An 18,920-nucleotide genomic window follows, 5' to 3' on the forward strand; every position below is an offset into this window, starting at 1 on the left:
CGTCCGCCGCGCCGGAGTGGGCCACGCGGTGCGACGTACGAACGAGCCCGGCCCCGGAAGCGGTCCGCCGGGAGGCCTCACGGGAGGCCGGGGAGAACGGGAAGAGCAGCCGATGAGGCAGGGTATGGACGTGACGGGGGAGTACGACGAGGACGAGGGCGGCTGGATCGAGGCCGAGCTCGCCGAGCTTTCCACAGAGGAGGCGGAGCGGGAGCCCGACTCGGGCCCGCTGCCGGTCGTCGCCGTGGTGGGGCGCCCCAACGTCGGCAAGTCGACACTGGTCAACCGCATCATCGGCCGTCGTGAGGCGGTCGTGGAGGACGTGCCCGGCGTGACCCGCGACCGGGTCACGTACGAGGCGACCTGGCGGGGCCGGCGGTTCACGCTGGTCGACACCGGCGGCTGGGACCCAGACGCGACCGGCATGGCCCTGCGCATCGCCGAGCAGGCGCAGATCGCGGCCGAGCTGGCCGACGTGATCCTCTTCGTCGTGGACGCCAGTGTCGGGGTCACCGACTCCGACGAGGCCGTCGGCGCGGTCCTGCGCCGCTCGGGCAAGCCGGTCGTGCTGGCCGCCAACAAGGTCGACAACCAGCAGATGGAGCTGGAGGCGACCGGGCTGTGGTCGCTCGGCCTGGGCGAGCCGCACCCCGTCTCCGCCCTGCACGGCCGCGCCAGCGGCGACCTGCTCGACATCGTGCTCGACGCGCTGCCCGAGACGCCGCCGCAGACGTTCGGCGAGCGGCGGGGCCCGCGCCGGATCGCCCTGCTGGGCAAGCCCAACGTGGGCAAGTCGTCGCTGCTCAACAAGCTCGCCGGGGAGGAGCGGGTGCTCGTCGACCCGATGGCCGGCACCACCCGCGACCCGGTCGACGAGCTGATCGAGCTGGGCGGCACGACGTACCGGTTCATCGACACGGCCGGCATCCGGCGGCGGGACCGCGAGCTGAAGGGCGCGGACTTCTACGCGGCGATGCGCACGCGGGCCGCGCTGGAGCGGGCGGAGGTCGCGGTCGTGCTGATCGACGCCTCCGAGGTGCTGACCGAGCAGGACCTGCGGATCCTCGGCCTGGTCATCGAGTCGGGCCGGGCGATGGTGGTCGCGTTCAACAAGTGGGACCTGGTCGACGAGGACCGGCGGTACTACCTGGAGAAGGAGATCGACCGGCAGCTCGTCCGCACGCCCTGGGCGCTGCGGGTGAACATCTCGGCGAAGACCGGCCGCCACGTCGAGAAGCTGGCCCCGGCCATCGAACGGGCCCTGGACTCGTGGGGCACGCGGGTGCCGACGGCCCGGCTCAACCAGTTCCTCACCGAGCTGCTGCAGGCCACCCCGCCGCCGGTGCGCGGCGGCCGGCAGCCGAAGATCCTGTTCGCCACCCAGGCGTCCACGGAGCCGCCGAAGTTCGTGCTGTTCACCTCGGCGTTCCTGGAGGAGACCTACCGCCGGTTCCTCGAGCGCCGCATCCGCGAGGAGTTCGGCTTCGCGGGCTCTCCCATCGAGGTGACGATGAAGATCCGCGAGAAGCGCAAGAAGAAGTAACGCCCGCCCGGTCCCGCGGCCTCAGTCTCCGCCGCTGGTTCTGGCGGCGGCCGACAGCAGGGCGAGCGCCGCCTGGCGGGCCTGCTCGCCCGTGCCGGCCGCGCCGTGGTGCGCGGCGACGACGGTGGCGCCCTCGACCAGCATGAGCAGCTGGCGCCCCAGGAGGGACGGATCGGCGGCTCCTGCGCGCTCGGCGATGCCGGTCAGCAGGTCGAGGTAGCGGTCGAGGTGGCGCGTGGTGATGGCGCGCACGGCCCCGACATGGTGCTGGGCCGACGCGTTCACCATCGCGCAGCCGCGGAAGACGGGGTCCTCGTACCACTCTCGCAGCGCGTCGAACACCGCGGCGAGCTGGTCGCGAGGGTCGTCCCCCGCCGCCGCGGCGGCGTCGGCCAGCCAGCGGGTCACCCGTTCGCTGCGCGCCAGCAGCATGGCCTCCACGAGGCCGTCCTTGGTGCCGAAGTGCCGATAGAGCGTCTCCTTCGACACGCCGACGAGGGCGCACAGCTCGGCGACGCCGACGCCGTCGAGCCCGCGCTCGTACAGCACGGCGGTGGCCGCCTCCAGGATGGCGGCGCGGGTGCGCTCCGGGTCGATCGTCGAGCCCTTGGGAACCGGCATACCCAGATGGTACCGATCGGTTCGATGCACTGCTACGCTCCGGGATCGTACCGATCGGTTCGATCTCAAGGAGTCCGTCATGCCCGACCTCCTCGCCATCGGCACGCCGGCCCGGCGGGAGACGTGGCCGGCGGCGCGGCTGGCTCTCGGCACCGCGTCGGCGCTCGGGCTGGCGCGTTTCGCGTACGGGCTGCTCCTTCCGGCGATGCGGGACGAACTGCACTGGTCACTGGCCGAAGCAGGGGCGATGAGCGCCGCGAACGGCCTGGGCTATCTGCTCGGCGCGCTGGTGACCGCGGTCGTCGTACGCCGCCTGGGCACGGCGGCCACCTTCCGGTGGGGCATGGTCCTCACCGCGCTGGCCTTAGCGGTCACCGCGACGAGCGACGCCTATCCGGTGCTGCTGGCGGCGCGAGCCGCCGCCGGGGTGGCGGGCGCCGCGGTGTTCGTCACCGGCGGCGTCATCGCGTCGCGCCTCGCCGCCCGCGCCGCCTCCGGGGCGCCCATCACCGTGTACTTCGCGGGCGCCGGGCTGGGCATCGTGGTCAGCGGCGCCGGCATCCCGCCGCTGGGCGACCACCTTCACCTGGCCTGGGCCGGCCTGGGCGTGGCCGCCGGGCTGGCGGCGCTGCTGAGCTGGACCGCCGCCCGGGCCGACGGGGAGGCACAGGCGGGGGAGAAGGCGCAGGCGCGGGAGGAAGCGCAGGCGGGGGGAGAGACGCAGGCGGGGGGAGAGACGCAGACCGCCACCGCCGGGCGGGTCCACGTGCGGCCACTGTGGGGGATCGCCCTGGCCTACCTGCTGTTCGCCGCCGGTTACATCACCTACATCACCTTCCTGTCCGCCTACCTGGCGGACCGGCACGCGCCGCTCGGGCAGGTGGTGCTCACCTGGACGGCGCTCGGCCTGGCCGTGGTGGCGGCGCCCGCGCTGTGGAGCCGTCCGACCGCGGAGTGGCCCGGCACCCGGGCCCTGGCCGTGCTGCTCGGTCTTCTGGGCGGTGGCGCGGCGCTGGCGATGGCGGCGCCCGCGCCGCCGGTCATCCTCGCCTCCGCGATCCTCTACGGGGCGACGTTCATGGGCGTGCCCGCCGCCGTCACCGCGCTCATCAAGGCGAACACCCCGCCCGCCGACTGGACGGCCACCCTGGCGGCGTTCACCACGATCTTCGCGGGCGGGCAGACCGCGGGCCCGTGGCTCGCCGGACTCGTCGCCGACCACACCTCGACCGCCGCCGCCCTGGCGTGGACCGCGGTCCTGTGCGCCGCCGCGGCTGTGATCGCGGCGTTTGCCAATCCCTCCCGCCGGGCCAGAGCGGGTTCGGCCGAGAAGACACCCGACGCGGACGCGTCCACGAGATAGTGAGGCACACCATGACCACGTTCGTCCTGATCCCCGGCATGTGCCACGGCGGCTGGTGTTTCCGCGAGTTGTGCGAGGGGCTGCGTCACCACGGGCACCGGGCCGTCGCGCTGACGTTGACCGGGCTCGCCGAACGCGTCCACCTGCTGGACGGCGCAGTGAACCTCGACACGCACATCCGGGACGTCACCGGGGTGCTGGAGGCCGAGGACGTCCGGGACGCCGTGCTGGTCGGCCACAGCTACGGGGGAATGGTGATCACCGGCGTCGCCGACCGCCTGCCCGGCCGGGTGGCCGGTCTGGTCTACCTGGACGCCGTTGTGCCGGGGGACGGCGACTCCTGCTGGAGCCTGGTCTCCGACCGGGAACGGCAGTGGTACGCCGACGTGGTGGAGACCGGCCACGCGACGCGACCGCTGCCGTTCTTCGACCCCCGGGCCACCCCCCACCCGATCGCCTCGCTGCTCCAGCCGCTCCGGCTGACCGGCGACCCCGCGCGCATCGGGCGCCGAATCTACGTGTACGCGGCGGGCTGGGAGGGCGAGTCGCCCTTCACCCCGACGTACGAGCGGCTGCGCGAGGACCCCGCGTGGACGACGTACGCGCTGGGCGGCGGGCACAACCTCATGCGCGACGCCCCGGAGGACCTGCTCAAGATCCTGGTCGAGGCCGCCGGGGCCCGTTGGTAGGGACTGCCCTACCCCCGGGACTGCCGTCCGCCGGATCGATCCGCGGCGGGCGGGTCAATAGCGTTGGGGACATGCGCCGATTCTTCTCCCGCCTCGGCGGCGACACGGTCTATATCCTCGTGGGGTTCCCCCTTGCGATCATCACGTTCTGCCTCACGGTGGCCGGCCTGTCGGCCGGCACCGGCCTGCTGGTGGTCTGGCTGGGCGTCCCCGTCCTCGCTCTCACCCTCCTCATCGCCCGGGGGATGGGCGACGTCGAACGGCTCCGCATGCGCGCGGTGCTGGGCAGGGACGTGCCCCGGCCGCGATATCCCACATCGCCGCCCGGGGCGGGCGTGTTCCGGAAGACCGTCACCCCGCTCGCCGGGGGCCAGCCCTGGCTCGACGTGCTGCACGCGCTGCTGGCCTTCCCGGTCGCGATCGTCGCGTTCTGCGTGACCGTCACCTGGTGGGCGCTGGCTCTCGCCGGGCTGACCTATCCGCTGTACGGCTGGATCACCTCGAACATCCCCGGCAACACCGAGCTGCCCGAGCTCCTCGGCCTCGGCCAGGGTTACGTGATCAACTGCGTCTTCTACGGTGCGATCGGCGTGGTCGCCGCGATCACCCTCTATCCGGTCGTCCGCTCCTGCGCCTTGATCAAGGCGTCGCTGGGCCGGGCGCTGCTGACCGGCGTCGCCGAGCTGCAGGAGCGCATCGACGACCTCACCGAGGGCCGTCACGCCGCCGCCCACGCGGAGGCGAACGCGCTGCGCCGCCTGGAGCGCGACATCCACGACGGACCCCAGCAGCGCCTGGTCCATCTGGCGATGGAGCTGTCGCGGGCCCAGCGGGAACTGCGGAAGGACGCCACGGCCGCGCACGACACGATCGGCAAGGCCATCAGCGCCACCCGGGAGACCCTGGACGAGCTGCGGGCGCTGTCGCGCGGCATCGCCCCGCCGATCCTCGCCGACCGCGGCCTCGCCCCCGCGCTCGCCGCCCTGGCCGGCCGCTGCACGGTGCCCGTTGAGCTGGACGTCCAGACGGTCGAGCGGTATCCCGCGCTCATCGAGAACACGATCTACTTCGTGACCGCCGAGTCGCTCACCAACGTGGCCAAGCACAGCAGGGCGACGTCCTGCTCGGTCGGGCTGACCAGGATCGGCGACACGCTCATCCTCACGATCGGGGATGATGGGGTCGGCGGCGCACACGTCGCCAAGGGACACGGCCTGTCCGGCCTGGCCGACCGGTTGCGGGCCGTCGACGGCGAGCTGTCGGTGCGCTCGCCGGCGGGCGGGCCGACACTGATCACGGCGGAGGTTCCGTGCGCGTAGTGGTGGCCGACGACGCCGTCCTCATCCGGGAGGGGCTCGTCCGCCTGCTGGAGGAGTTCGGCTGCGAGGTCGTCGAGACCGTGGGCACGGGGGAGGACCTGGTCAAGGCCGTCGTCGCCCACCGGCCCGACGTGTCGGTGGTCGACGTGCGGATGCCGCCGACGTTCACCGACGAGGGCCTGCGCGCCGCCGTCGAGGCTCGGGAGAAGGTGCCGGGCACGCCCGTGCTGATCCTGTCGCAGTACGTCGAGGTGTCGTACGCGGACGACCTGCTGGCCGACGCCCGCGGGGCGGTCGGCTACCTGCTGAAGGACCGCGTGGTCGACGTCGAGGAGTTCATGGACGGCCTGCGGCGGGTCGCCGCGGGGGGGACGGTCTTCGACCCCCAGGTCGTCGCCCAGCTGATGGTGCGGCGGCGGCGGGACGACCCGCTGGCGTCGCTGACGCCGCGTGAACGCGAGGTCCTGTCGCTGATGGCCGAGGGCAGGTCGAACCCCGCGATCGCCCGCCGCCTCGTCGTCACCGAGGGCGCGGTGGAAAAGCACATCCGCGGCATCTTCACCAAGCTCGGCCTGTACGCCGAGGACGGCGACCAGCACCGCCGCGTCCTCGCGGTGCTGGCCTACCTCCGCTCCTGACCGCACGCGCCGGGCGGTGGTCACACCGCCACGTGCGCGCCGGCGGACGCCGCGACCGGCACGCCCTTGACCAGGGCCCGGGCCCGCCGCACGACGACGACGGCCACGGCGAGGATCGCCACGCCGTCGAGGGCGTGGAAGCCCATGACGACCAGGCCGGCCGTGGTCGTCGCGGTGTCCGTCGTGCCGGCGAGCTCCGCCAGCGGGAAGATCACGAACAGCTGCGCCGCCGCCAGCGTGAACGGCAGGATCGACAGGCCCGCGACCTTGCCGCCCGCGCGGGCGGCCAGGGCCGTGATCGCGGTCAGCAGCGAGACGAGCGGGATCACCAGCGAGCCGTTCGTGACGTGGTAGTTGATGGCGGCGTCCGGGTCACCCGGCGCCGGGTGCGGGGCCTCGAACGCGCCGAACGTGGCGAGGTAGAACTGGGCGAGCACGACGACGAGCTGCAGAACGGCGAAGCCGAAGAACACCTTACGCATACGGGGCCTCCTCAGTCGGAAAGGGGTGAGCCCCGGGGGTTCTGCGGGGCGGTGGCGAGAGCCGGAACGGTACGCCGCAATGGTGGACCGTCCGTGTCCCGGGCACCCGGGACATCCGCCCCCGCCCACCGGGAAGTTCGCCCGCAGGAAGCCCGCGAGACCCGATCCGCCCTGCCGCCGAGGCGTCCGGGACTCCATCAGAGGTGTCCGGGACTCCGCCAGAGGCGGCCTGTGGGTTCGCCCGTCGAACCCGCGCCCGCAGACGCGCGGGCGCGGGCTTGTCAGCGGACCCAGGGCGGCACGAGCCGGTCGGTCCCCTTGGGCGCGAGGTCGCAGGCGTCCGCGGCGGTGATCCCGCCGGGGTTGTAGACCTCGCAGCCGGCCGGCGCGGCCACGATCGCGCTGAAGCCGGACTCCGCGCCGGCGTGCACCCGGCGGCTCACGTCGGCGGGCATGACGACGGTGTCTCCGGCCTCGACGGCGACGGTCTCGCCGTCGAGTTCGACGGTCGCGCCGCCGGTGAGGAAGGTCCACACCTGCTCGCCGTCGCTGGCGTGGTGGGGACCGCTGTTTCCGGCCGGCATGTCCACCCGCCAGACGGCCTGGGTGGCGCCTCCCTGGGTGGGCGAGGCGAGGGTGGTCATGACGCCGTTGGGAGTGGTGTTCGTGCGGCTGTCGGCGGAACGGATGACGGGCATGCGTGACTCCTGGGTGACAGGGCGGGCCGGGCGCCGGACGGGTCGCCGGGCCGGTCCGCCGGGGGAAGGGTGGGAGAAGGAGGAGGGAAGGAGGTCAGGCGATCCAGGGCGGCACGCCGTGCACGGTGCCGTCGGGCAGGACGGCTCTGGCCCCGCCGGGGGCGGTGACGACGGCGGTGAAGCCCTCATCGGCGCCCGCCGTGACGCGCCGCGGGGTCGAGGGCGGCATGACCACGGTGTCGCCGGGTGCGACCGTGAACGTCTCGCCGCCGAGTTCGACGGTGGCGGTGCCGCCGAGGAACGTCCACACCTGCTCGGCGTCGAAGTCGTGCAGCGGCCCGCTCGTCGCGGGGGTCGCCTCGACGCGCCACACGGCCCGCGTGGCACCGCCCAGGGTGGGCGAGGCGAAGGTGGTCATGACCCCGGCCGGAGTCTCGGATCTGCGGCATCGGGCATGGCGGATGACAGACATCGCCGGCGGCTCCTAAGATAGACAACGTTGTTGTCGGTAATAGTGAACCAGGTTGTCTATCCATGTCAATCGACCCGCCCGGCTTCGAGCTGCCCCTGCGGCTCTTCCTCGGGTTTCGCGTTCTCATCGACGAACTGCACGCCGAACTCGCCCGTCAGGGGCATCCGCACGCCCGTCCCATGCACGGATTCGTCATGCAGGCGATCGGCACGGAGGGCACGACCGCGGTGGAGCTGGGCCGCACGCTGGGCGTCAGCAAGCAAGCGGCGGGCAAGACCATCGAGACACTCGAGCGCCTCGGCTACGTGGAGCGCGCCCGCGATCCCCGCGACACGCGCCGCAAGATCGTACGGCTCACGCCGTGGGGGGTGGACGTCCTGGCGCGCTCGGCCCGGATCTTCGACGACCTGCGGGCGCGCTGGGCCGCCGTCATCGGGGACGAGCGGCTCAGGGACCTGGAGGCCGACCTGCGGAAGGTGACGCCGCAGGACGTCTTCCGCCTCGACGTGCCCGGCTGGTTCGGCGCCTGACCCGGCAGGGGTGCGGGATCAGGCGCGGCGGCGGGGCAGGGCCAGGGACGCGGCCGCGCCGAGCACGCACAGGCCGCACGTGATCAGGAAGATCTCGGTGTACTCCGCGTGCAGCGCCGCCTGGACCTTCGCCGTGTAGTCCGCGAGCCTGCGGGCGTACTCGGCCGCGTCCACCCCGAACGGGAGCGGCGTGTCCAGGTGCGCGGTGAGCGACTGGAACCGGTGGAAGCCCCAGGCCGACAGCGCGGCCACGCCCAGCAGCATGCCCATCATCCTGGCCACCACGACCGCCGCCGACGCCACGCCGTGCTGTGCCGCCGGGACCAGGCGCAGCACCGCCGACGAGACCGGGGCGATCACCACCCCGAGGCCGAGGCCGGCCACCACGAGGTCGACGTCCATCAGCACGCCGGCCGAAGCCGGGTCGAGCGGCCACCGGGAGATCAGCCAGTAGCCCGCGGCGGCCACCGCCATCCCCGTCACGGCCACCGGGCGCTCGCCGAACCGCCGCACCAGGATCCCGCCGAGGAACGCCGCGACCGCCAGCGCAGCGAGGAACCGGGTGAGCACCAGAGCGCCGCCCACCGCGTCCTTGCCGAGCAGCGTCTGCGCGGCGAGTTGCACGTCGACCAGCGTGACCAGCAGCGCCGCCCCGGCCAGCAGGCTCACCGCCAGCGTGGCGAGCAGCGGTGTCCTGGGCACGCCCGTCAGGTCGAGCAGGCGGACCGGGGAGCGGATCTCCCACAGCACGAACAGCACCGCCGCGACCGCCCCGGCCGCCACGCACGGCAGCCCCCAGGGTGGCAGCACGGCCGTGTCGGGGGAGGGGTTGTAGAGCCCGGCGACCAGCAGGCCGAGCGCCAGCGCGAGCAGGACGCCGCCGCCCGCGTCCACCTTCCCCACGTCCGCCTTTCCCCCGTCTGCCTTGCCCGTGCTCGCCTCGCCGGAGGGCCGGCCGTACGGCTCGCGCCCGCCGGGGACGGCCGCCTGCACGGCGACGGCGGCCAGGAGCGCGAGCGGGAGGTTGACCCAGAAGATGCCGCGCCATCCGGCGAGCGCGGCCAGGCCCGCGCCGTACAGCGGGCCGAGCACGCTGCCGAGCTCCTGCGCGGCTCCGACCGCCCCGAGCGCCACCGGCCGGGTGCGCTCGTCCCACAGGTCGCCGATGAGGGCCATGGTGATCGGCAGCAGCGCGCCGCCCGCGACGCCCTGGAGCGTACGCCCCGCGACCAGGGCGGGGACACTCCCCGCCAGGGCGGTGACGAGGGAACCGGCGGCGAACCCGGCCAGGCAGGCGTGGATCAGCGCGCGCCTGCCGTACCGGTCGGACAGGCGGCCGAGCAGCGGCATCGCCGCGACGTAGCCGAGCAGGAACCCGGTCACGACCGGGGTCGCCCGCTCCAGATGGTTCAGCGGCACGCCGACGTCGGCGGCGACGTCCACGAGCACGGTGACCACGACGTACGCGTCGAGCGCGGCGAGCAGCACGGCGGCGCCGCCGACGCCCAGCGCGAGACGCCGGTGCCGCGTGGAGGGCCCGGCGGTCCCGGTCGACCGCGTCTGCCCGGCCGCGCCGATGGCGCCGGTGGCGTCGGTGGCGTCGGTCATGACGCGGGCGGGGCGATGGTCACGGGGGCGTCGTAGTCCCCGAGGGTCACGGCCACGGAGCCGCCGGTGAGCGGCAGGTCGAGCTTGAGCAGGCGGCTGGTGGCCTTGTCGATCCAGATCGTGCCGGTGACCCCCTGCTGCACGCCGGGGACCAGCTTGGCCAGCACCTCCTGCGACAGCGCGGCCGTCACCCGGTAGGCGGCGGCGTCGCCGACCTTCTCCTCCGCCTGCGTCTGGACGTCCTTCGCGGTGGACAGCAGGTCGGGTACGCCGGTCAGCACGGCGGAGGGGTTGTAAAGGGCCATGAGCTGCTGCCGGGTCATCGTCTGGAAGCCGCCGGTGGGTCCCTTGAAGTAGACCTTGTCGCCGACGAGCACGAACTCGATCTCCTGCAGTCCCGCGATCTCGATCTGCAGGGTGCCCTTGGCGTCGCCCTCCCGGGTGAGGCTGCCCTCGGCGTGCCGGACCGGTACGGCGGGCTTGTCCTTGGTCTCGATCGTGAAGGCGACCGTCTTGATCGTCCGCATGGCCTCGGCCGAGCGCTTCAGCAACGCCGGACCGTCCGGCAGGGCCGTCTCGCTCTTCGCGCTGCAGGCGGTCACGAGCAGCAGGCCGGCCACGACGAGCCCGAGGATTGTTCGCACAGCCGGATCGTAGCGAGCGGGCGGGGCCGGCACGCGCTCCCTAGGGAATCGGTTTGGCGCGGCCTGTCGCGGGAAGTCGGGGCCGGTGCTCATCCCCCGCCGTCCCGCAGCCTCCTCACCGGGCGCCGCGGAGCGCCTGGAGACGATCGACGATCGGTGTGTAGATCTGCTCCAGGGTGGAGACCTGCTCGGGGGTCATCAGATCGATGAAGTGCCGGCGGACGCTCGCCACGTGGTCCGGCGCCACCCGCTGGATCGTCTCCCAGCCCTGGTCGGTCAGCACGGCGAACGTGCCGCGCCGGTCGTCCTCGCAGTCCTGCCGGGTCACCAGGCCGGCGGCCTCCATCCGGGAGATCTGGTGGGACAGCCGGCTGCGCGACTGGATGGTGGCGTCGGCCAGCTCGCTCATGCGCATGCGGCGGCCGGGACTCTCCGAGAGGTTCACGAGGATCTCGTAGTCGTTCAGCGACAGCCCGATGGCCTGCAGCTCCCGGTCGAGCTGGTGGAAGAGCAGGCGGTGGGCGGCCAGATGGGCCCGCCAGGCGCGCTGCTCCTGCGGGGTGAGCCAGTGAGGGGCTTCCATGACGACCAGCATAAGATCACTTGAACGAACGGAGCGGAATGCCTGACAGCGAGAACGGTGAGAGTCTCGGCACCGTCGTGGTCGCGGGCGCGGCCAACCTCGCCATCGCGCTCGCCAAGCTGGTTGCCGGCCTGATGAGCTCCTCCTCGGCGATGCTGTCGGAGGCCGCGCACTCGGCGGCCGACACGGCCACCGAGGTCGTGCTGTTCGCCGCGATCCGGCACGGCGAGCGCCCCGCCGACTCCCGCCATCCGCTCGGGCACGGACGGGCCGCCTACCTGTGGGCGATCGTGGCGGCCTGCTTCACGCTGGTCGTGGGGGCCGGGTTCTCGCTGACGCACGGCTGGCACACGATCACCGCGGGGGAGAGCCTGGGCGACATCCGCGTGTCGTACCTCGTGCTCGCGGTGTCCTTCGCGATCGAGTCGGTCTCCCTCTGGAAGGCCCTGCGGCAGCTTCGCGGCGAGGCCCGCCGCTGGCAGGTGAGCCCCGGGCGGCTGCTGCGGCGCACCTCCGACACCGTGCTCAAGGCCGTCGTGCTGGAGGACTCCGCCGCGCTGATCGGCATCGCGACGGCCGGCGTCGGCCTGCTGCTGTCGCAGCTCACCGGCTCGGCCGTGTGGGACGGCGTGGCGTCGATCGTCATCGGGCTGCTGCTGCTCGGCGTGGCGCTGACCCTGATCAGGACCAACGCCTCGCTGCTCATCGGCCAAGCGGCGCCGCGCGGGTTGCAGGAGGAGATCCGCGGCGAGCTGGCCGCCCATCCGGAGGTCGAGGCCGTCGTCGAGCTGGTCACGGTCATGATGGGCCCCGGCCAGGTCATGGTCGCGGCCAAGGTCGACTTCCGCGACGAGACGTCCGGGCAGCGGCTCGAGCTCGCCTCCGACCAGGTGGAGCGACGGCTCACCGAGCGGTTCCCGGAGATCCGGCAGGTCTTCCTCGACCCCACCCCGGGGCGGTCAGCCGCCAAGAAGGCGTAGTTTGGCGGGCTCGTCGGTGACCGCGGAGGCGATCACGGTGCCGGCCGTCCACTCGACGAAGTGACGGCCCCGCCATTCCAGCGGGATCGACAGCCCGTCCTCCAGCGGCAGGGCCGACAGGTCCGCCTCGCGCAGCCGGTCGAGCGTGAGCTCTCCCCGTTTGACCAGCGCCTCCTTGCGTACCCACTGCCGGATCAGCCCGCGGTTGTCGTCGCCGACCAGCTTCGCCTCCGCGGGGGTCAGCGCGAGCTCCACCAGCCTCTCGTCGGCCGGGCCGTTCGTGGCGTGCTCGGCGTCCACGCCCACCCGGCCGGACCCGGCGACCGCGCAGACGTAGCCCGAGGTGTGCGCGAGGCTGATCGACACCTCGGGGGCCTCGGCCAGCCAGGGCCGCCCGTGGGCCTGCCCGCAGCCCTCGCAGCGCTGCACCACGGTCAGCATGCAGGCGCGGGTGCCGAGCAGCTCCGCGGCGCAGTGCCGTACGAGCAGGTGGGCGGCGACGAAGTCGAGGCGGTCCCGCTTGCGGGTGAAACGCCCGGCGCGCTCGCGCTCGGCCTCGGTCAATGTGCCGGCGACCATGTCCAGCACGTCGTCGGTGTGGCCGGCCACGGCCAGTGGGGGGCGCACGAGGCCACTGTAGGGGAGCGATGTGACGATCACGTGAACTGGGGTCCAGGACGTCACGGCCGGCGTTCCCGCGACCCACGGTTCCCCTGGTCTCGCCTCCGGATAACGGCATGCGCGTCGATCGGCGCTTGTAGCATCACGCCCAGGGGCCGATTCCGAAGTCAGCGAACTTCCACCAGGGACGGGACGTTGAACACACAGCCCGAACGCTCCGCCGAGGTTCTGGTCCGTGATGTCGTACGGAGGGTCGTGGCCGACTGCGCGCCGGAGGAAGCGGTCGTGGTCGAGGGGCTGCTGCGCTACAGCGACGCCGAGGTGCTGGCCCGGCTTCGCCGGCGCGGGCACGGGCGTGACCCGCTCGGCTTCGGCCTTGCCGACGTCGTTCCGCTGGTGGCCCCGCTGCTGTGGTTGACGCTGGAAAGCGTCCGCCAGAAACTGGCCGACGCAGCCGTCGACAGGGCGGCGCGCGGCTCGGCGTCACTGTGGCGGCGCCTTCGGCGCCGCAAGGCGAAGCCCGAAACCATCCCTCCCCTCACGCGCGAGCAGCAGGCGATGGTCAGGCAGATGGTCCTCGACGCGGCCGCCGAGGCCGGGCTGTCGCCGATCCTGGCCAAGCGGATCGCCGACGGCGTCGTCGCCGGCCTGGCGCTGGCCGAGCCGGGCGAGTCCCACGGAGAAGCCGATGTGAGGGAGACGCCGTGACCACCGTCGAGCCTGTCCGGGCCAGGCTCGACGAACGGATACTCGGCGCCGGCACGAACTCCCGCTTCGCTCTGCTGCTGCTCCTGCTCGTGGCCGCCAGCGGTTACATGCTGGTGTCGACACTGACCGTGCTCCGCCTCGGCGGCTACCAAGGGTGTGCGCTGGCGGCCGGCGTCGACTGGGACTCCGCCCACGCGCTGGCGACGGCGACCCGTCTGACGGGGCAGGCGCTGGCGTTTCTCCCCTGCGTGGCCCGGCACGCACCACCTCCGCCGTTGTGGCAGATCCTGGCCGCGCCCGCGGTGGTCGTCGCCGCCGCGGCGGCGGCCACAGTCCTGCTGCCGCTGTGGAAGCAGCGCCCCGGCCGCTGCATCCGTCTGAACCTTGTCCCCGGCGGCTCCGAGATCGCCGCGCGCGTCGAGGAACTGGCCGCGGGCCGCGTCGCGCGGGTGCCGGAACTGTTCTTCGCGCCGGCCGTGGCCACCAGGAGCGCCACGGTGTTCGGCACCAACGGCCGCCCCCGGCTGCTTCTGCACGGCGGACTGGTCGCCTGCCGCACCACCGACCCGCGGACGTTCGACGCCGTCGTCCTGCACGAGCTCGGCCACGTCGCCAACCGGGATCTCACGATCACCTACGCCACCGTCGCCCTGTGGCGGACGTTCGTCGTGCTGGTGATCATCCCGTACCTGCTGTGGTGGTCGGGACTGTGGCTGCTCGGCATCGCGGCCGGCGTCGGCCCGACGCTCACCGCCGTGATCACGCGCTATCTGGCCGTTCCCGTGGTCATCGCCATCGTGATGCACTTCGCCCGTGCGGACGTGCTGCGCAGCAGGGAGCTGTACGCCGACCTGACGGCCAGGCGGTGGGGCGCGCCGCTGGAGCACGTCTGGGCCGCGAGGCCCACGCCGGCCGGGCGCCGGGGTCCGCACCGGTGGGCGAGCGTCCTGCTGGACCAGGTGCGCACCCACCCGAGGTGGGAGATCCGCCGCGACGCCCTCGACGACCCGGCGCCGCTCTTCGCGGTGAGTTCGCTGTTGATGTTCCTGGCCGGCACCAGCGCCACGCTGATGAACTTCCACCTGATGGGGCACGTGGCGCCGCACGTCGCCGACCTGAGCGACTGGCTCGGGCAGGGCCTCGCCGCCGTCCCGGCCGCCGTGGTCGCGGCGGCCGCCACAGCGGTGCTGTGGCGGGCGGTGGTCCGCGCCGCCGTGCTGGGCCGACCGGCTCCCACCGGGGTGCGGGCCGGGCTGTGGCTGGGCCTGGGGTTGGCCACCGGATCGCTGGTCAGCGGCCAGGTCATCGGGAACCTGTGGCCGCCCGGCAGATGGTGGGTGCTGGCGCTGGTCGTCGGTGTCGCGGTCGCCTTGACGTGCTGGACCTGTCAGTGTGCTCGCCTGGCCGCCGCGTCCTGGCCGGGCCGGTCGCTGCGATGGCCGCTGGCGCTGTGCCTGATCGCGGGCTGGCTGATCCTCGCGGCGTGGTTCGCCTGGTGGAACTACTACGGCGCGATGTACGCCAGCGGATTCTGGTACGACCCGGCGGGCCTGCGACGGACCATCGTCAACTGGTTCCCCGGTATGGGCACCGCCCACCCGGACACGACCGCCGTCATGGCCCCGACGATCACCGTGCTGCGATACGCGGCGTACCAGCCGCTCACGCCCGTCGCCGCCGTCGCGGCCTGGGTCACGCCCTTCGTCCTGTGGGCCGCGGGCGCCGCCGTACGCGGCCCCGGCTGGCTGCGCTCACTGGGCGACGCCGGCGGAGACCGCGCAGCGGCGGATGCCACTGCTCCCGTGGCATGGCGGGCGCCCGCGCTGCGGCAGGCCACCGCACCCGCGCTGCTGGGAGCGGTCATCGCGACCGCCGGCGTCGCCGGCGTCCAGGCATGGCTGCACACCCTGCACGCGGCGCCGGGGCAACGCGGCGGCATGTACGCCTTCAGTTACGCGATCTGGTCACTGTGGGCGATCGCCTTCGGCGCACTCGTGGCCGCCCTGGTCGCGGCGGCCTCGGCTCGGTTCCGCCTGCCGGCCGCGCTCGTCGCCGCGGGGATCGGCGCGCTGCTCGGCCTGGGCGCCGCGACCGCGCTCATCTCTGTCGACGGATGCATCCAACCGCTGAACGTCCTCAACGACACCTGCTCCTGGCGTCCCGCCTGGCGGCAACTGCAGGGCGGGAACACGTTCGGCCTCGTCGCGCACAGCACGCTGCTCATGGCCCCGGTCATCGCGGTGGCGGCCGCGGCATCGGCGGCCCTGTTCCGTCTCGCCCGGCGGGCGGTCCACGCGAAGGACGGCACACCGGCGCCCCCGCCGGTCGCGGTCACCGCGCACGCCCTGACCGGAGGACGGTACGCCGGCGCGGTGCTGTCGGCGGCGGGCATACCTTGTGTGGCTCTCGCGACCGCGGCCGTGCTGATGGCGGGCGACGCCGAAGCGCAGTTCGCGACAAAGGCGCAATCAGTGACGGCCGACATGCAGACCGCCTTTCAGCAGACGGCGGGTCTGCCGGTCCTGCCGGTCTCGCGGGACATGCGTCGGCGGCAGGTCCACGCCTGGTATCGGCTCGGTGGCCGATACCTCCTCGACCACGCCACGCGCAACGGCCGGTGGATCGTGACGCTGATCCAGTCGGCGGTGCGCGACCGCCGGCTGGAGATCACCGCTGATCTCATGGCCAAGGTGCGGCCGGCGTGCCAGAGCATGGTGAACGTGGCCTCCTGGGAACCCGTCTACTTCCAGGTCCCCGACCCGGCCGCGCAGGCGTCCTGGCACCAGTTCGGACTGGACGTCCGGAGCGCGGGTCCGGCGTGCCTACAGGCCGCCGATCGCACAGACGCCGACGCGTTCGGCACGTCCATGATCGGACTCCTGGCCGCGGCGGAGAAGGCCATCGACACCTCGATGCGGATCGATGCGGTCATCGACGACCCATCCGACCCCGTCTACAAGGGCGAGCCGGAAGAGCCGCCTCAGCCCCGTCTCTGAGCCGCGGCCGGCAACCCCGGGACCGTGCACTGCCGGCCGGGTGATCGCCGGCCTGCGGCGCCGGAAGGGGGCGGTCACCCGGTCAGGGCGGCCATCCACGCCTCGATCTCGTCGGCGCGGCGGGGCAGCGCGGCCGACATCAGGCGGGCGCCGTCGGCCGTGACGACGAGGTCGTCCTCGATGCGGACGCCGATCCCGCGCAGCTCAGGCGGCAGCGTCAGGTCGTCGGGCTGGAGGTAGAGCCCCGGTTCGACGGTCAGCACCTGGCCCTCCTCAAGCACGCCGTCGAGGTAGGTCTCCGCCCGCGCCCGGGCGCAGTCGTGCACGTCGAGGCCCAGCATGTGGCCGCTGCTGCACAGGGTGTAGCGCCGGTGCAGGCCCGCGTCGGCCTGCGCCCGGGTCAGCAGGCCCCACTCGCGCAGCCCGTCGGAGATCACCCGCATGGCGGTCTCGTGGAACTCGCGGAAGCGCACCCCCGGCCGCAAGACGGCGATGGCGGCCGTCTGCGCCTCGTAGACCAGGTCGTACACCTGCCGCTGCACCGGGCTGAACCGGCCCGACAGCGGCAGCGTGCGGGTGACGTCGGCCGTGTAGAGGTTGTCGCCCTCGACCCCGGCGTCCAGCAGCAGCATCTCGGCGGGGTCGAGCCGTCCGTCGTTGCGGATCCAGTGCAGGACGCACGCGTGCGCCCCGGAGGCCACGATCGACTGGTAGCCCACGGCGTTGCCCTCCAGCCGCGAGCGCAGGCCGAAGACGCCCTCGACGTACCGCTCGCCGCGCGGGTGCGCGAGGGCCGCGGGCAGCGCGCGCACGACGTCCTCGAACCCGCGCGCGGTCGCGTCCACCGCCTGCTGCAGCTCCGCGATCTCCCACTCGTCCTTGACCAGCCGCAGCTCCGACAGGACCGCGGCCAGTTCGGCGTCGCGGTCGTCGCCGGCGGGGGAGACGAGCGCATCGACCGAGGCGTCCACCCCGCGCAGCACGCGTGCCGGTCCGCTCAGCGCTGCCGGCAACGTGTCGATGTGCGCGCACTCGATCTGGTACGCCGCCTCGGCCTCCGCGAGGTCGAAACGGCGGCCCACCCAGAACTCGCCGTACCGCCGGTCGCGGTAGAACTCCTGCGACTCGGCACGGGACGGGCGAGGGTGCAGGAACAGGCGGGCGTCGCCGGACGGCTCGATCATCAGGACGTCGTCGGGCTGCCGGCCGCCGGTCAGGTAGGCGAACGCGCTGTGCGTGCGGAACCGGTGGTCGTCGTCGTTGCTGCGGGCCTGCAGCGTGCCCGAGGGGATGACGAGCCGCTCGCCGGGCAGCCGTTCGGAGAGCCGCGCCCGCCGCTTGGCGGCGTACGCGGCGACCGGCAACGGCGCCACGTCCTCGTGCGTGTCGGCCCAGCCGCCGCGCATGAAGTCCGCGAGCGCGTCTGAGATGGGGAGATCGTGGCTCCCGGTGTTGAGCTTCTCGGCCATCCTCTGCCCCCAGGGTGCGGTGATATTTCGCCATCGTAGGGGTGGGGGCCCTTGACGAGGTAGGACGACCGCTGTTGCCTGGGGAAACAGGATTCGCCGCTCCGGCCGGCCGGCGGGAGCGGAAGCGGGGACATGTCCCCCGGGTGCCCCTGAGAGGCGGTGTCGATGCTCATCGGGACGATCTTGCAGAGTAAGGGAACAGGTGTGGCGACCGTTCCTCCGCACGCCACGGTGTCCGAGCTTCTCGCCCGGCTGGCCGAGCTCAACATCGGCGCGGTCGTGGTCTCCGAGGACGGGTTGTCCATCGCGGGCATCGTGTCGGAACGCGACGTCGTGCGGCGGCTCAACGAGCACGGCGTCGCGCTGCTCACCATGCCCGTATCGTCGATCATGACTGTGGAGGTGCGCACCTGCGGCCCGGACGCCAACGTCGACGACCTGCGCCGCACCATGACCAACCACCGGATCAGGCACGTGCCCGTGGTCCGCGACGGCCGGCTCGCCGGCATCGTCAGCATCGGCGACGTCATCAAGAGCTCGATCCAGGAACTGGAGAGCGAACGGGAGGCCCTGGTCGACTACATCAACGGCTGACGCGAGGCCCCGCCGGCGTGGGGCGCGGTCACCCGCCTCGCCCCGCGTCCTGCGGCGAGCGGCGATTTAGACTCGCTTCCGTGAAGCTGAAGCTGGACCTCCACGACATCTACAACAAGGGCAGCGAGATCGACAAGGCGCTGCACGGCATCATCCAGGAGGCCGTACGCAAGAAGGCGACCCAGGTGGAGATCATCCCGGGCAAGGGGTCCGGCCAGCTCAAGAAGAAGGTGCTGCGCTTCCTGGAGCAGAAGGAGATCAAGGCGCTCTACCACCGGATCGACAAGGACTCCAAGAACCACGGACGTCTGTTCGTCTACTTCCAGTGGAAGTAAGAGCACCGCGCGTCTACCAGGGTAAAC

20 protein-coding genes are annotated in these 18,920 nt (G+C 72.9%); 11 read left to right on the forward strand and 9 right to left on the reverse strand.

The window, feature by feature from the left end; translation table 11 throughout:
• Nucleotides 1-124: 124 nt before the first annotated feature.
• Nucleotides 125-1,543 carry a ribosome biogenesis GTPase Der gene (gene der / locus QSK36_RS19755; RefSeq protein ID WP_205825697.1) on the forward strand — a complete coding sequence of 473 codons (1,419 nt, stop codon included), beginning with the start codon at nucleotides 125-127 and terminating at the stop codon, nucleotides 1,541-1,543.
• Between the two features lie 21 nt (nucleotides 1,544-1,564).
• On the opposite strand, the gene QSK36_RS19760 is transcribed toward der, so the two are convergent.
• A complete protein-coding gene (locus QSK36_RS19760) occupies nucleotides 1,565-2,164 on the reverse strand; it encodes a TetR/AcrR family transcriptional regulator (protein ID WP_285783432.1) in 600 nt (199 codons plus the stop codon).
• A gap of 79 nt (nucleotides 2,165-2,243) precedes the next feature.
• Between QSK36_RS19760 and QSK36_RS19765 the strand changes: the two genes are divergently transcribed.
• The 4 genes from QSK36_RS19765 to QSK36_RS19780 all read left to right on the forward strand — a co-directional run bounded on the left by QSK36_RS19765 (nucleotide 2,244) and on the right by QSK36_RS19780 (nucleotide 6,173).
• A complete protein-coding gene (locus tag QSK36_RS19765) occupies nucleotides 2,244-3,527 on the forward strand; it encodes a YbfB/YjiJ family MFS transporter (RefSeq protein ID WP_285783433.1) in 1,284 nt (427 codons plus the stop codon).
• Between the two features lie 11 nt (nucleotides 3,528-3,538).
• Nucleotides 3,539-4,216 carry an alpha/beta fold hydrolase gene (locus tag QSK36_RS19770; protein ID WP_285783434.1) on the forward strand — a complete coding sequence of 226 codons (678 nt, stop codon included), beginning with the start codon at nucleotides 3,539-3,541 and terminating at the stop codon, nucleotides 4,214-4,216.
• Nucleotides 4,217-4,287: 71 nt separating this feature from the next.
• Entirely contained in the window at nucleotides 4,288-5,535 is a 1,248-nt protein-coding gene (locus QSK36_RS19775) for a sensor histidine kinase (RefSeq protein ID WP_183541194.1), read from the forward strand.
• Nucleotides 5,526-6,173, forward strand: a complete 648-nt coding sequence (locus QSK36_RS19780) for a response regulator (RefSeq protein WP_182897076.1) — start codon at nucleotides 5,526-5,528, stop codon at nucleotides 6,171-6,173. Before QSK36_RS19775 ends, QSK36_RS19780 begins: the two co-directional genes overlap by 10 nt.
• Nucleotides 6,174-6,193: 20 nt before the next feature.
• On the opposite strand, the gene QSK36_RS19785 is transcribed toward QSK36_RS19780, so the two are convergent.
• From QSK36_RS19785 to QSK36_RS19795, 3 genes are all read right to left on the reverse strand, one after another.
• Complete coding sequence (locus QSK36_RS19785; protein ID WP_183541200.1) at nucleotides 6,194-6,655, reverse strand: DUF6220 domain-containing protein; 462 nt, start codon at nucleotides 6,653-6,655, stop codon at nucleotides 6,194-6,196.
• Nucleotides 6,656-6,936: 281 nt separating this feature from the next.
• Nucleotides 6,937-7,353: a cupin domain-containing protein gene (locus QSK36_RS19790; RefSeq protein ID WP_183541202.1), complete on the reverse strand. Its 417-nt coding sequence runs from the start codon at nucleotides 7,351-7,353 to the stop codon at nucleotides 6,937-6,939.
• A gap of 94 nt (nucleotides 7,354-7,447) precedes the next feature.
• Complete coding sequence (locus QSK36_RS19795) at nucleotides 7,448-7,825, reverse strand: cupin domain-containing protein (protein WP_285783435.1); 378 nt, start codon at nucleotides 7,823-7,825, stop codon at nucleotides 7,448-7,450.
• Nucleotides 7,826-7,887: 62 nt separating this feature from the next.
• Between QSK36_RS19795 and QSK36_RS19800 the strand changes: the two genes are divergently transcribed.
• Complete coding sequence (locus QSK36_RS19800; protein ID WP_183541205.1) at nucleotides 7,888-8,355, forward strand: MarR family winged helix-turn-helix transcriptional regulator; 468 nt, start codon at nucleotides 7,888-7,890, stop codon at nucleotides 8,353-8,355.
• 18 nt (nucleotides 8,356-8,373) lie between these two features.
• On the opposite strand, the gene QSK36_RS19805 is transcribed toward QSK36_RS19800, so the two are convergent.
• The 3 genes from QSK36_RS19805 to QSK36_RS19815 form a co-directional block, all read right to left on the reverse strand.
• Nucleotides 8,374-9,963 carry an MFS transporter gene (locus QSK36_RS19805; protein WP_285783436.1) on the reverse strand — a complete coding sequence of 530 codons (1,590 nt, stop codon included), beginning with the start codon at nucleotides 9,961-9,963 and terminating at the stop codon, nucleotides 8,374-8,376.
• Nucleotides 9,960-10,607, reverse strand: coding sequence for an LppX_LprAFG lipoprotein (locus QSK36_RS19810; RefSeq protein WP_285783437.1), 648 nt, complete (start codon nucleotides 10,605-10,607; stop codon nucleotides 9,960-9,962). The genes QSK36_RS19805 and QSK36_RS19810 overlap by 4 nt, the downstream gene beginning before the upstream one ends.
• A 115-nt stretch (nucleotides 10,608-10,722) precedes the next feature.
• Nucleotides 10,723-11,190: a MarR family winged helix-turn-helix transcriptional regulator gene (locus QSK36_RS19815; RefSeq protein WP_225898598.1), complete on the reverse strand. Its 468-nt coding sequence runs from the start codon at nucleotides 11,188-11,190 to the stop codon at nucleotides 10,723-10,725.
• A gap of 38 nt (nucleotides 11,191-11,228) precedes the next feature.
• Between QSK36_RS19815 and QSK36_RS19820 the strand changes: the two genes are divergently transcribed.
• Nucleotides 11,229-12,170 carry a cation diffusion facilitator family transporter gene (locus QSK36_RS19820; RefSeq protein ID WP_139574275.1) on the forward strand — a complete coding sequence of 314 codons (942 nt, stop codon included), beginning with the start codon at nucleotides 11,229-11,231 and terminating at the stop codon, nucleotides 12,168-12,170.
• Here QSK36_RS19820 and QSK36_RS19825 read toward each other — a convergent pair.
• Nucleotides 12,150-12,797 carry a 4'-phosphopantetheinyl transferase family protein gene (locus tag QSK36_RS19825; protein WP_183541232.1) on the reverse strand — a complete coding sequence of 216 codons (648 nt, stop codon included), beginning with the start codon at nucleotides 12,795-12,797 and terminating at the stop codon, nucleotides 12,150-12,152. The genes QSK36_RS19820 and QSK36_RS19825 overlap by 21 nt on opposite strands.
• 189 nt (nucleotides 12,798-12,986) lie before the next feature.
• On the opposite strand from QSK36_RS19825, the gene QSK36_RS19830 reads away from it, so the two are divergent.
• Together QSK36_RS19830 and QSK36_RS19835 are read left to right on the forward strand one after the other, a co-directional pair.
• Nucleotides 12,987-13,499: a hypothetical protein gene (locus tag QSK36_RS19830; RefSeq protein WP_285783438.1), complete on the forward strand. Its 513-nt coding sequence runs from the start codon at nucleotides 12,987-12,989 to the stop codon at nucleotides 13,497-13,499.
• On the forward strand, nucleotides 13,496-16,495 hold the full coding sequence (locus tag QSK36_RS19835; RefSeq protein ID WP_285783439.1) for a M48 family metalloprotease: 3,000 nt from the start codon (nucleotides 13,496-13,498) through the stop codon (nucleotides 16,493-16,495). The genes QSK36_RS19830 and QSK36_RS19835 overlap by 4 nt, the downstream gene beginning before the upstream one ends.
• A 74-nt stretch (nucleotides 16,496-16,569) precedes the next feature.
• On the opposite strand, the gene QSK36_RS19840 is transcribed toward QSK36_RS19835, so the two are convergent.
• On the reverse strand, nucleotides 16,570-17,964 hold the full coding sequence (locus QSK36_RS19840) for an aminopeptidase P family protein (RefSeq protein WP_285783440.1): 1,395 nt from the start codon (nucleotides 17,962-17,964) through the stop codon (nucleotides 16,570-16,572).
• Between the two features lie 165 nt (nucleotides 17,965-18,129).
• Between QSK36_RS19840 and QSK36_RS19845 the strand changes: the two genes are divergently transcribed.
• The gene (locus QSK36_RS19845) at nucleotides 18,130-18,558 is read left to right on the forward strand and encodes a CBS domain-containing protein (RefSeq protein WP_285783441.1); all 429 of its coding nucleotides are present in this window, start codon (nucleotides 18,130-18,132) and stop codon (nucleotides 18,556-18,558) included.
• Between the two features lie 80 nt (nucleotides 18,559-18,638).
• Nucleotides 18,639-18,893, forward strand: a complete 255-nt coding sequence (locus QSK36_RS19850; RefSeq protein WP_030509549.1) for a Smr/MutS family protein — start codon at nucleotides 18,639-18,641, stop codon at nucleotides 18,891-18,893.
• The last annotated feature ends 27 nt before the right edge of the window (nucleotides 18,894-18,920 follow it).

The sequence above is a fragment of the Microbispora sp. NBRC 16548 genome, from assembly GCF_030268985.1.
In the GTDB taxonomy this organism is placed as follows: domain Bacteria; phylum Actinomycetota; class Actinomycetes; order Streptosporangiales; family Streptosporangiaceae; genus Microbispora; species Microbispora catharanthi.

Excerpts from the sequence above, each read along its gene's own strand:
- QSK36_RS19785 (WP_183541200.1), bottom strand. The coding sequence starts at position 6,655 with ATGCGTAAGGTGTTCTTCGGCTTCGCCGTTCTGCAGCTCGTCGTCGTG.
- QSK36_RS19845 (WP_285783441.1), top strand. The coding sequence starts at position 18,130 with ATGCTCATCGGGACGATCTTGCAGAGTAAGGGAACAGGTGTGGCGACC.
- QSK36_RS19775 (WP_183541194.1), top strand. The coding sequence starts at position 4,288 with ATGCGCCGATTCTTCTCCCGCCTCGGCGGCGACACGGTCTATATCCTC.
- QSK36_RS19800 (WP_183541205.1), top strand. The coding sequence starts at position 7,888 with ATGTCAATCGACCCGCCCGGCTTCGAGCTGCCCCTGCGGCTCTTCCTC.
- QSK36_RS19765 (WP_285783433.1), top strand. The coding sequence starts at position 2,244 with ATGCCCGACCTCCTCGCCATCGGCACGCCGGCCCGGCGGGAGACGTGG.
- QSK36_RS19795 (WP_285783435.1), bottom strand. The coding sequence starts at position 7,825 with ATGTCTGTCATCCGCCATGCCCGATGCCGCAGATCCGAGACTCCGGCC.
- QSK36_RS19790 (WP_183541202.1), bottom strand. The coding sequence starts at position 7,353 with ATGCCCGTCATCCGTTCCGCCGACAGCCGCACGAACACCACTCCCAAC.
- QSK36_RS19820 (WP_139574275.1), top strand. The coding sequence starts at position 11,229 with ATGCCTGACAGCGAGAACGGTGAGAGTCTCGGCACCGTCGTGGTCGCG.
- der (WP_205825697.1), top strand. The coding sequence starts at position 125 with ATGGACGTGACGGGGGAGTACGACGAGGACGAGGGCGGCTGGATCGAG.
- QSK36_RS19760 (WP_285783432.1), bottom strand. The coding sequence starts at position 2,164 with ATGCCGGTTCCCAAGGGCTCGACGATCGACCCGGAGCGCACCCGCGCC.
- QSK36_RS19840 (WP_285783440.1), bottom strand. The coding sequence starts at position 17,964 with ATGGCCGAGAAGCTCAACACCGGGAGCCACGATCTCCCCATCTCAGAC.
- QSK36_RS19805 (WP_285783436.1), bottom strand. The coding sequence starts at position 9,963 with ATGACCGACGCCACCGACGCCACCGGCGCCATCGGCGCGGCCGGGCAG.
- QSK36_RS19770 (WP_285783434.1), top strand. The coding sequence starts at position 3,539 with ATGACCACGTTCGTCCTGATCCCCGGCATGTGCCACGGCGGCTGGTGT.
- QSK36_RS19815 (WP_225898598.1), bottom strand. The coding sequence starts at position 11,190 with ATGGAAGCCCCTCACTGGCTCACCCCGCAGGAGCAGCGCGCCTGGCGG.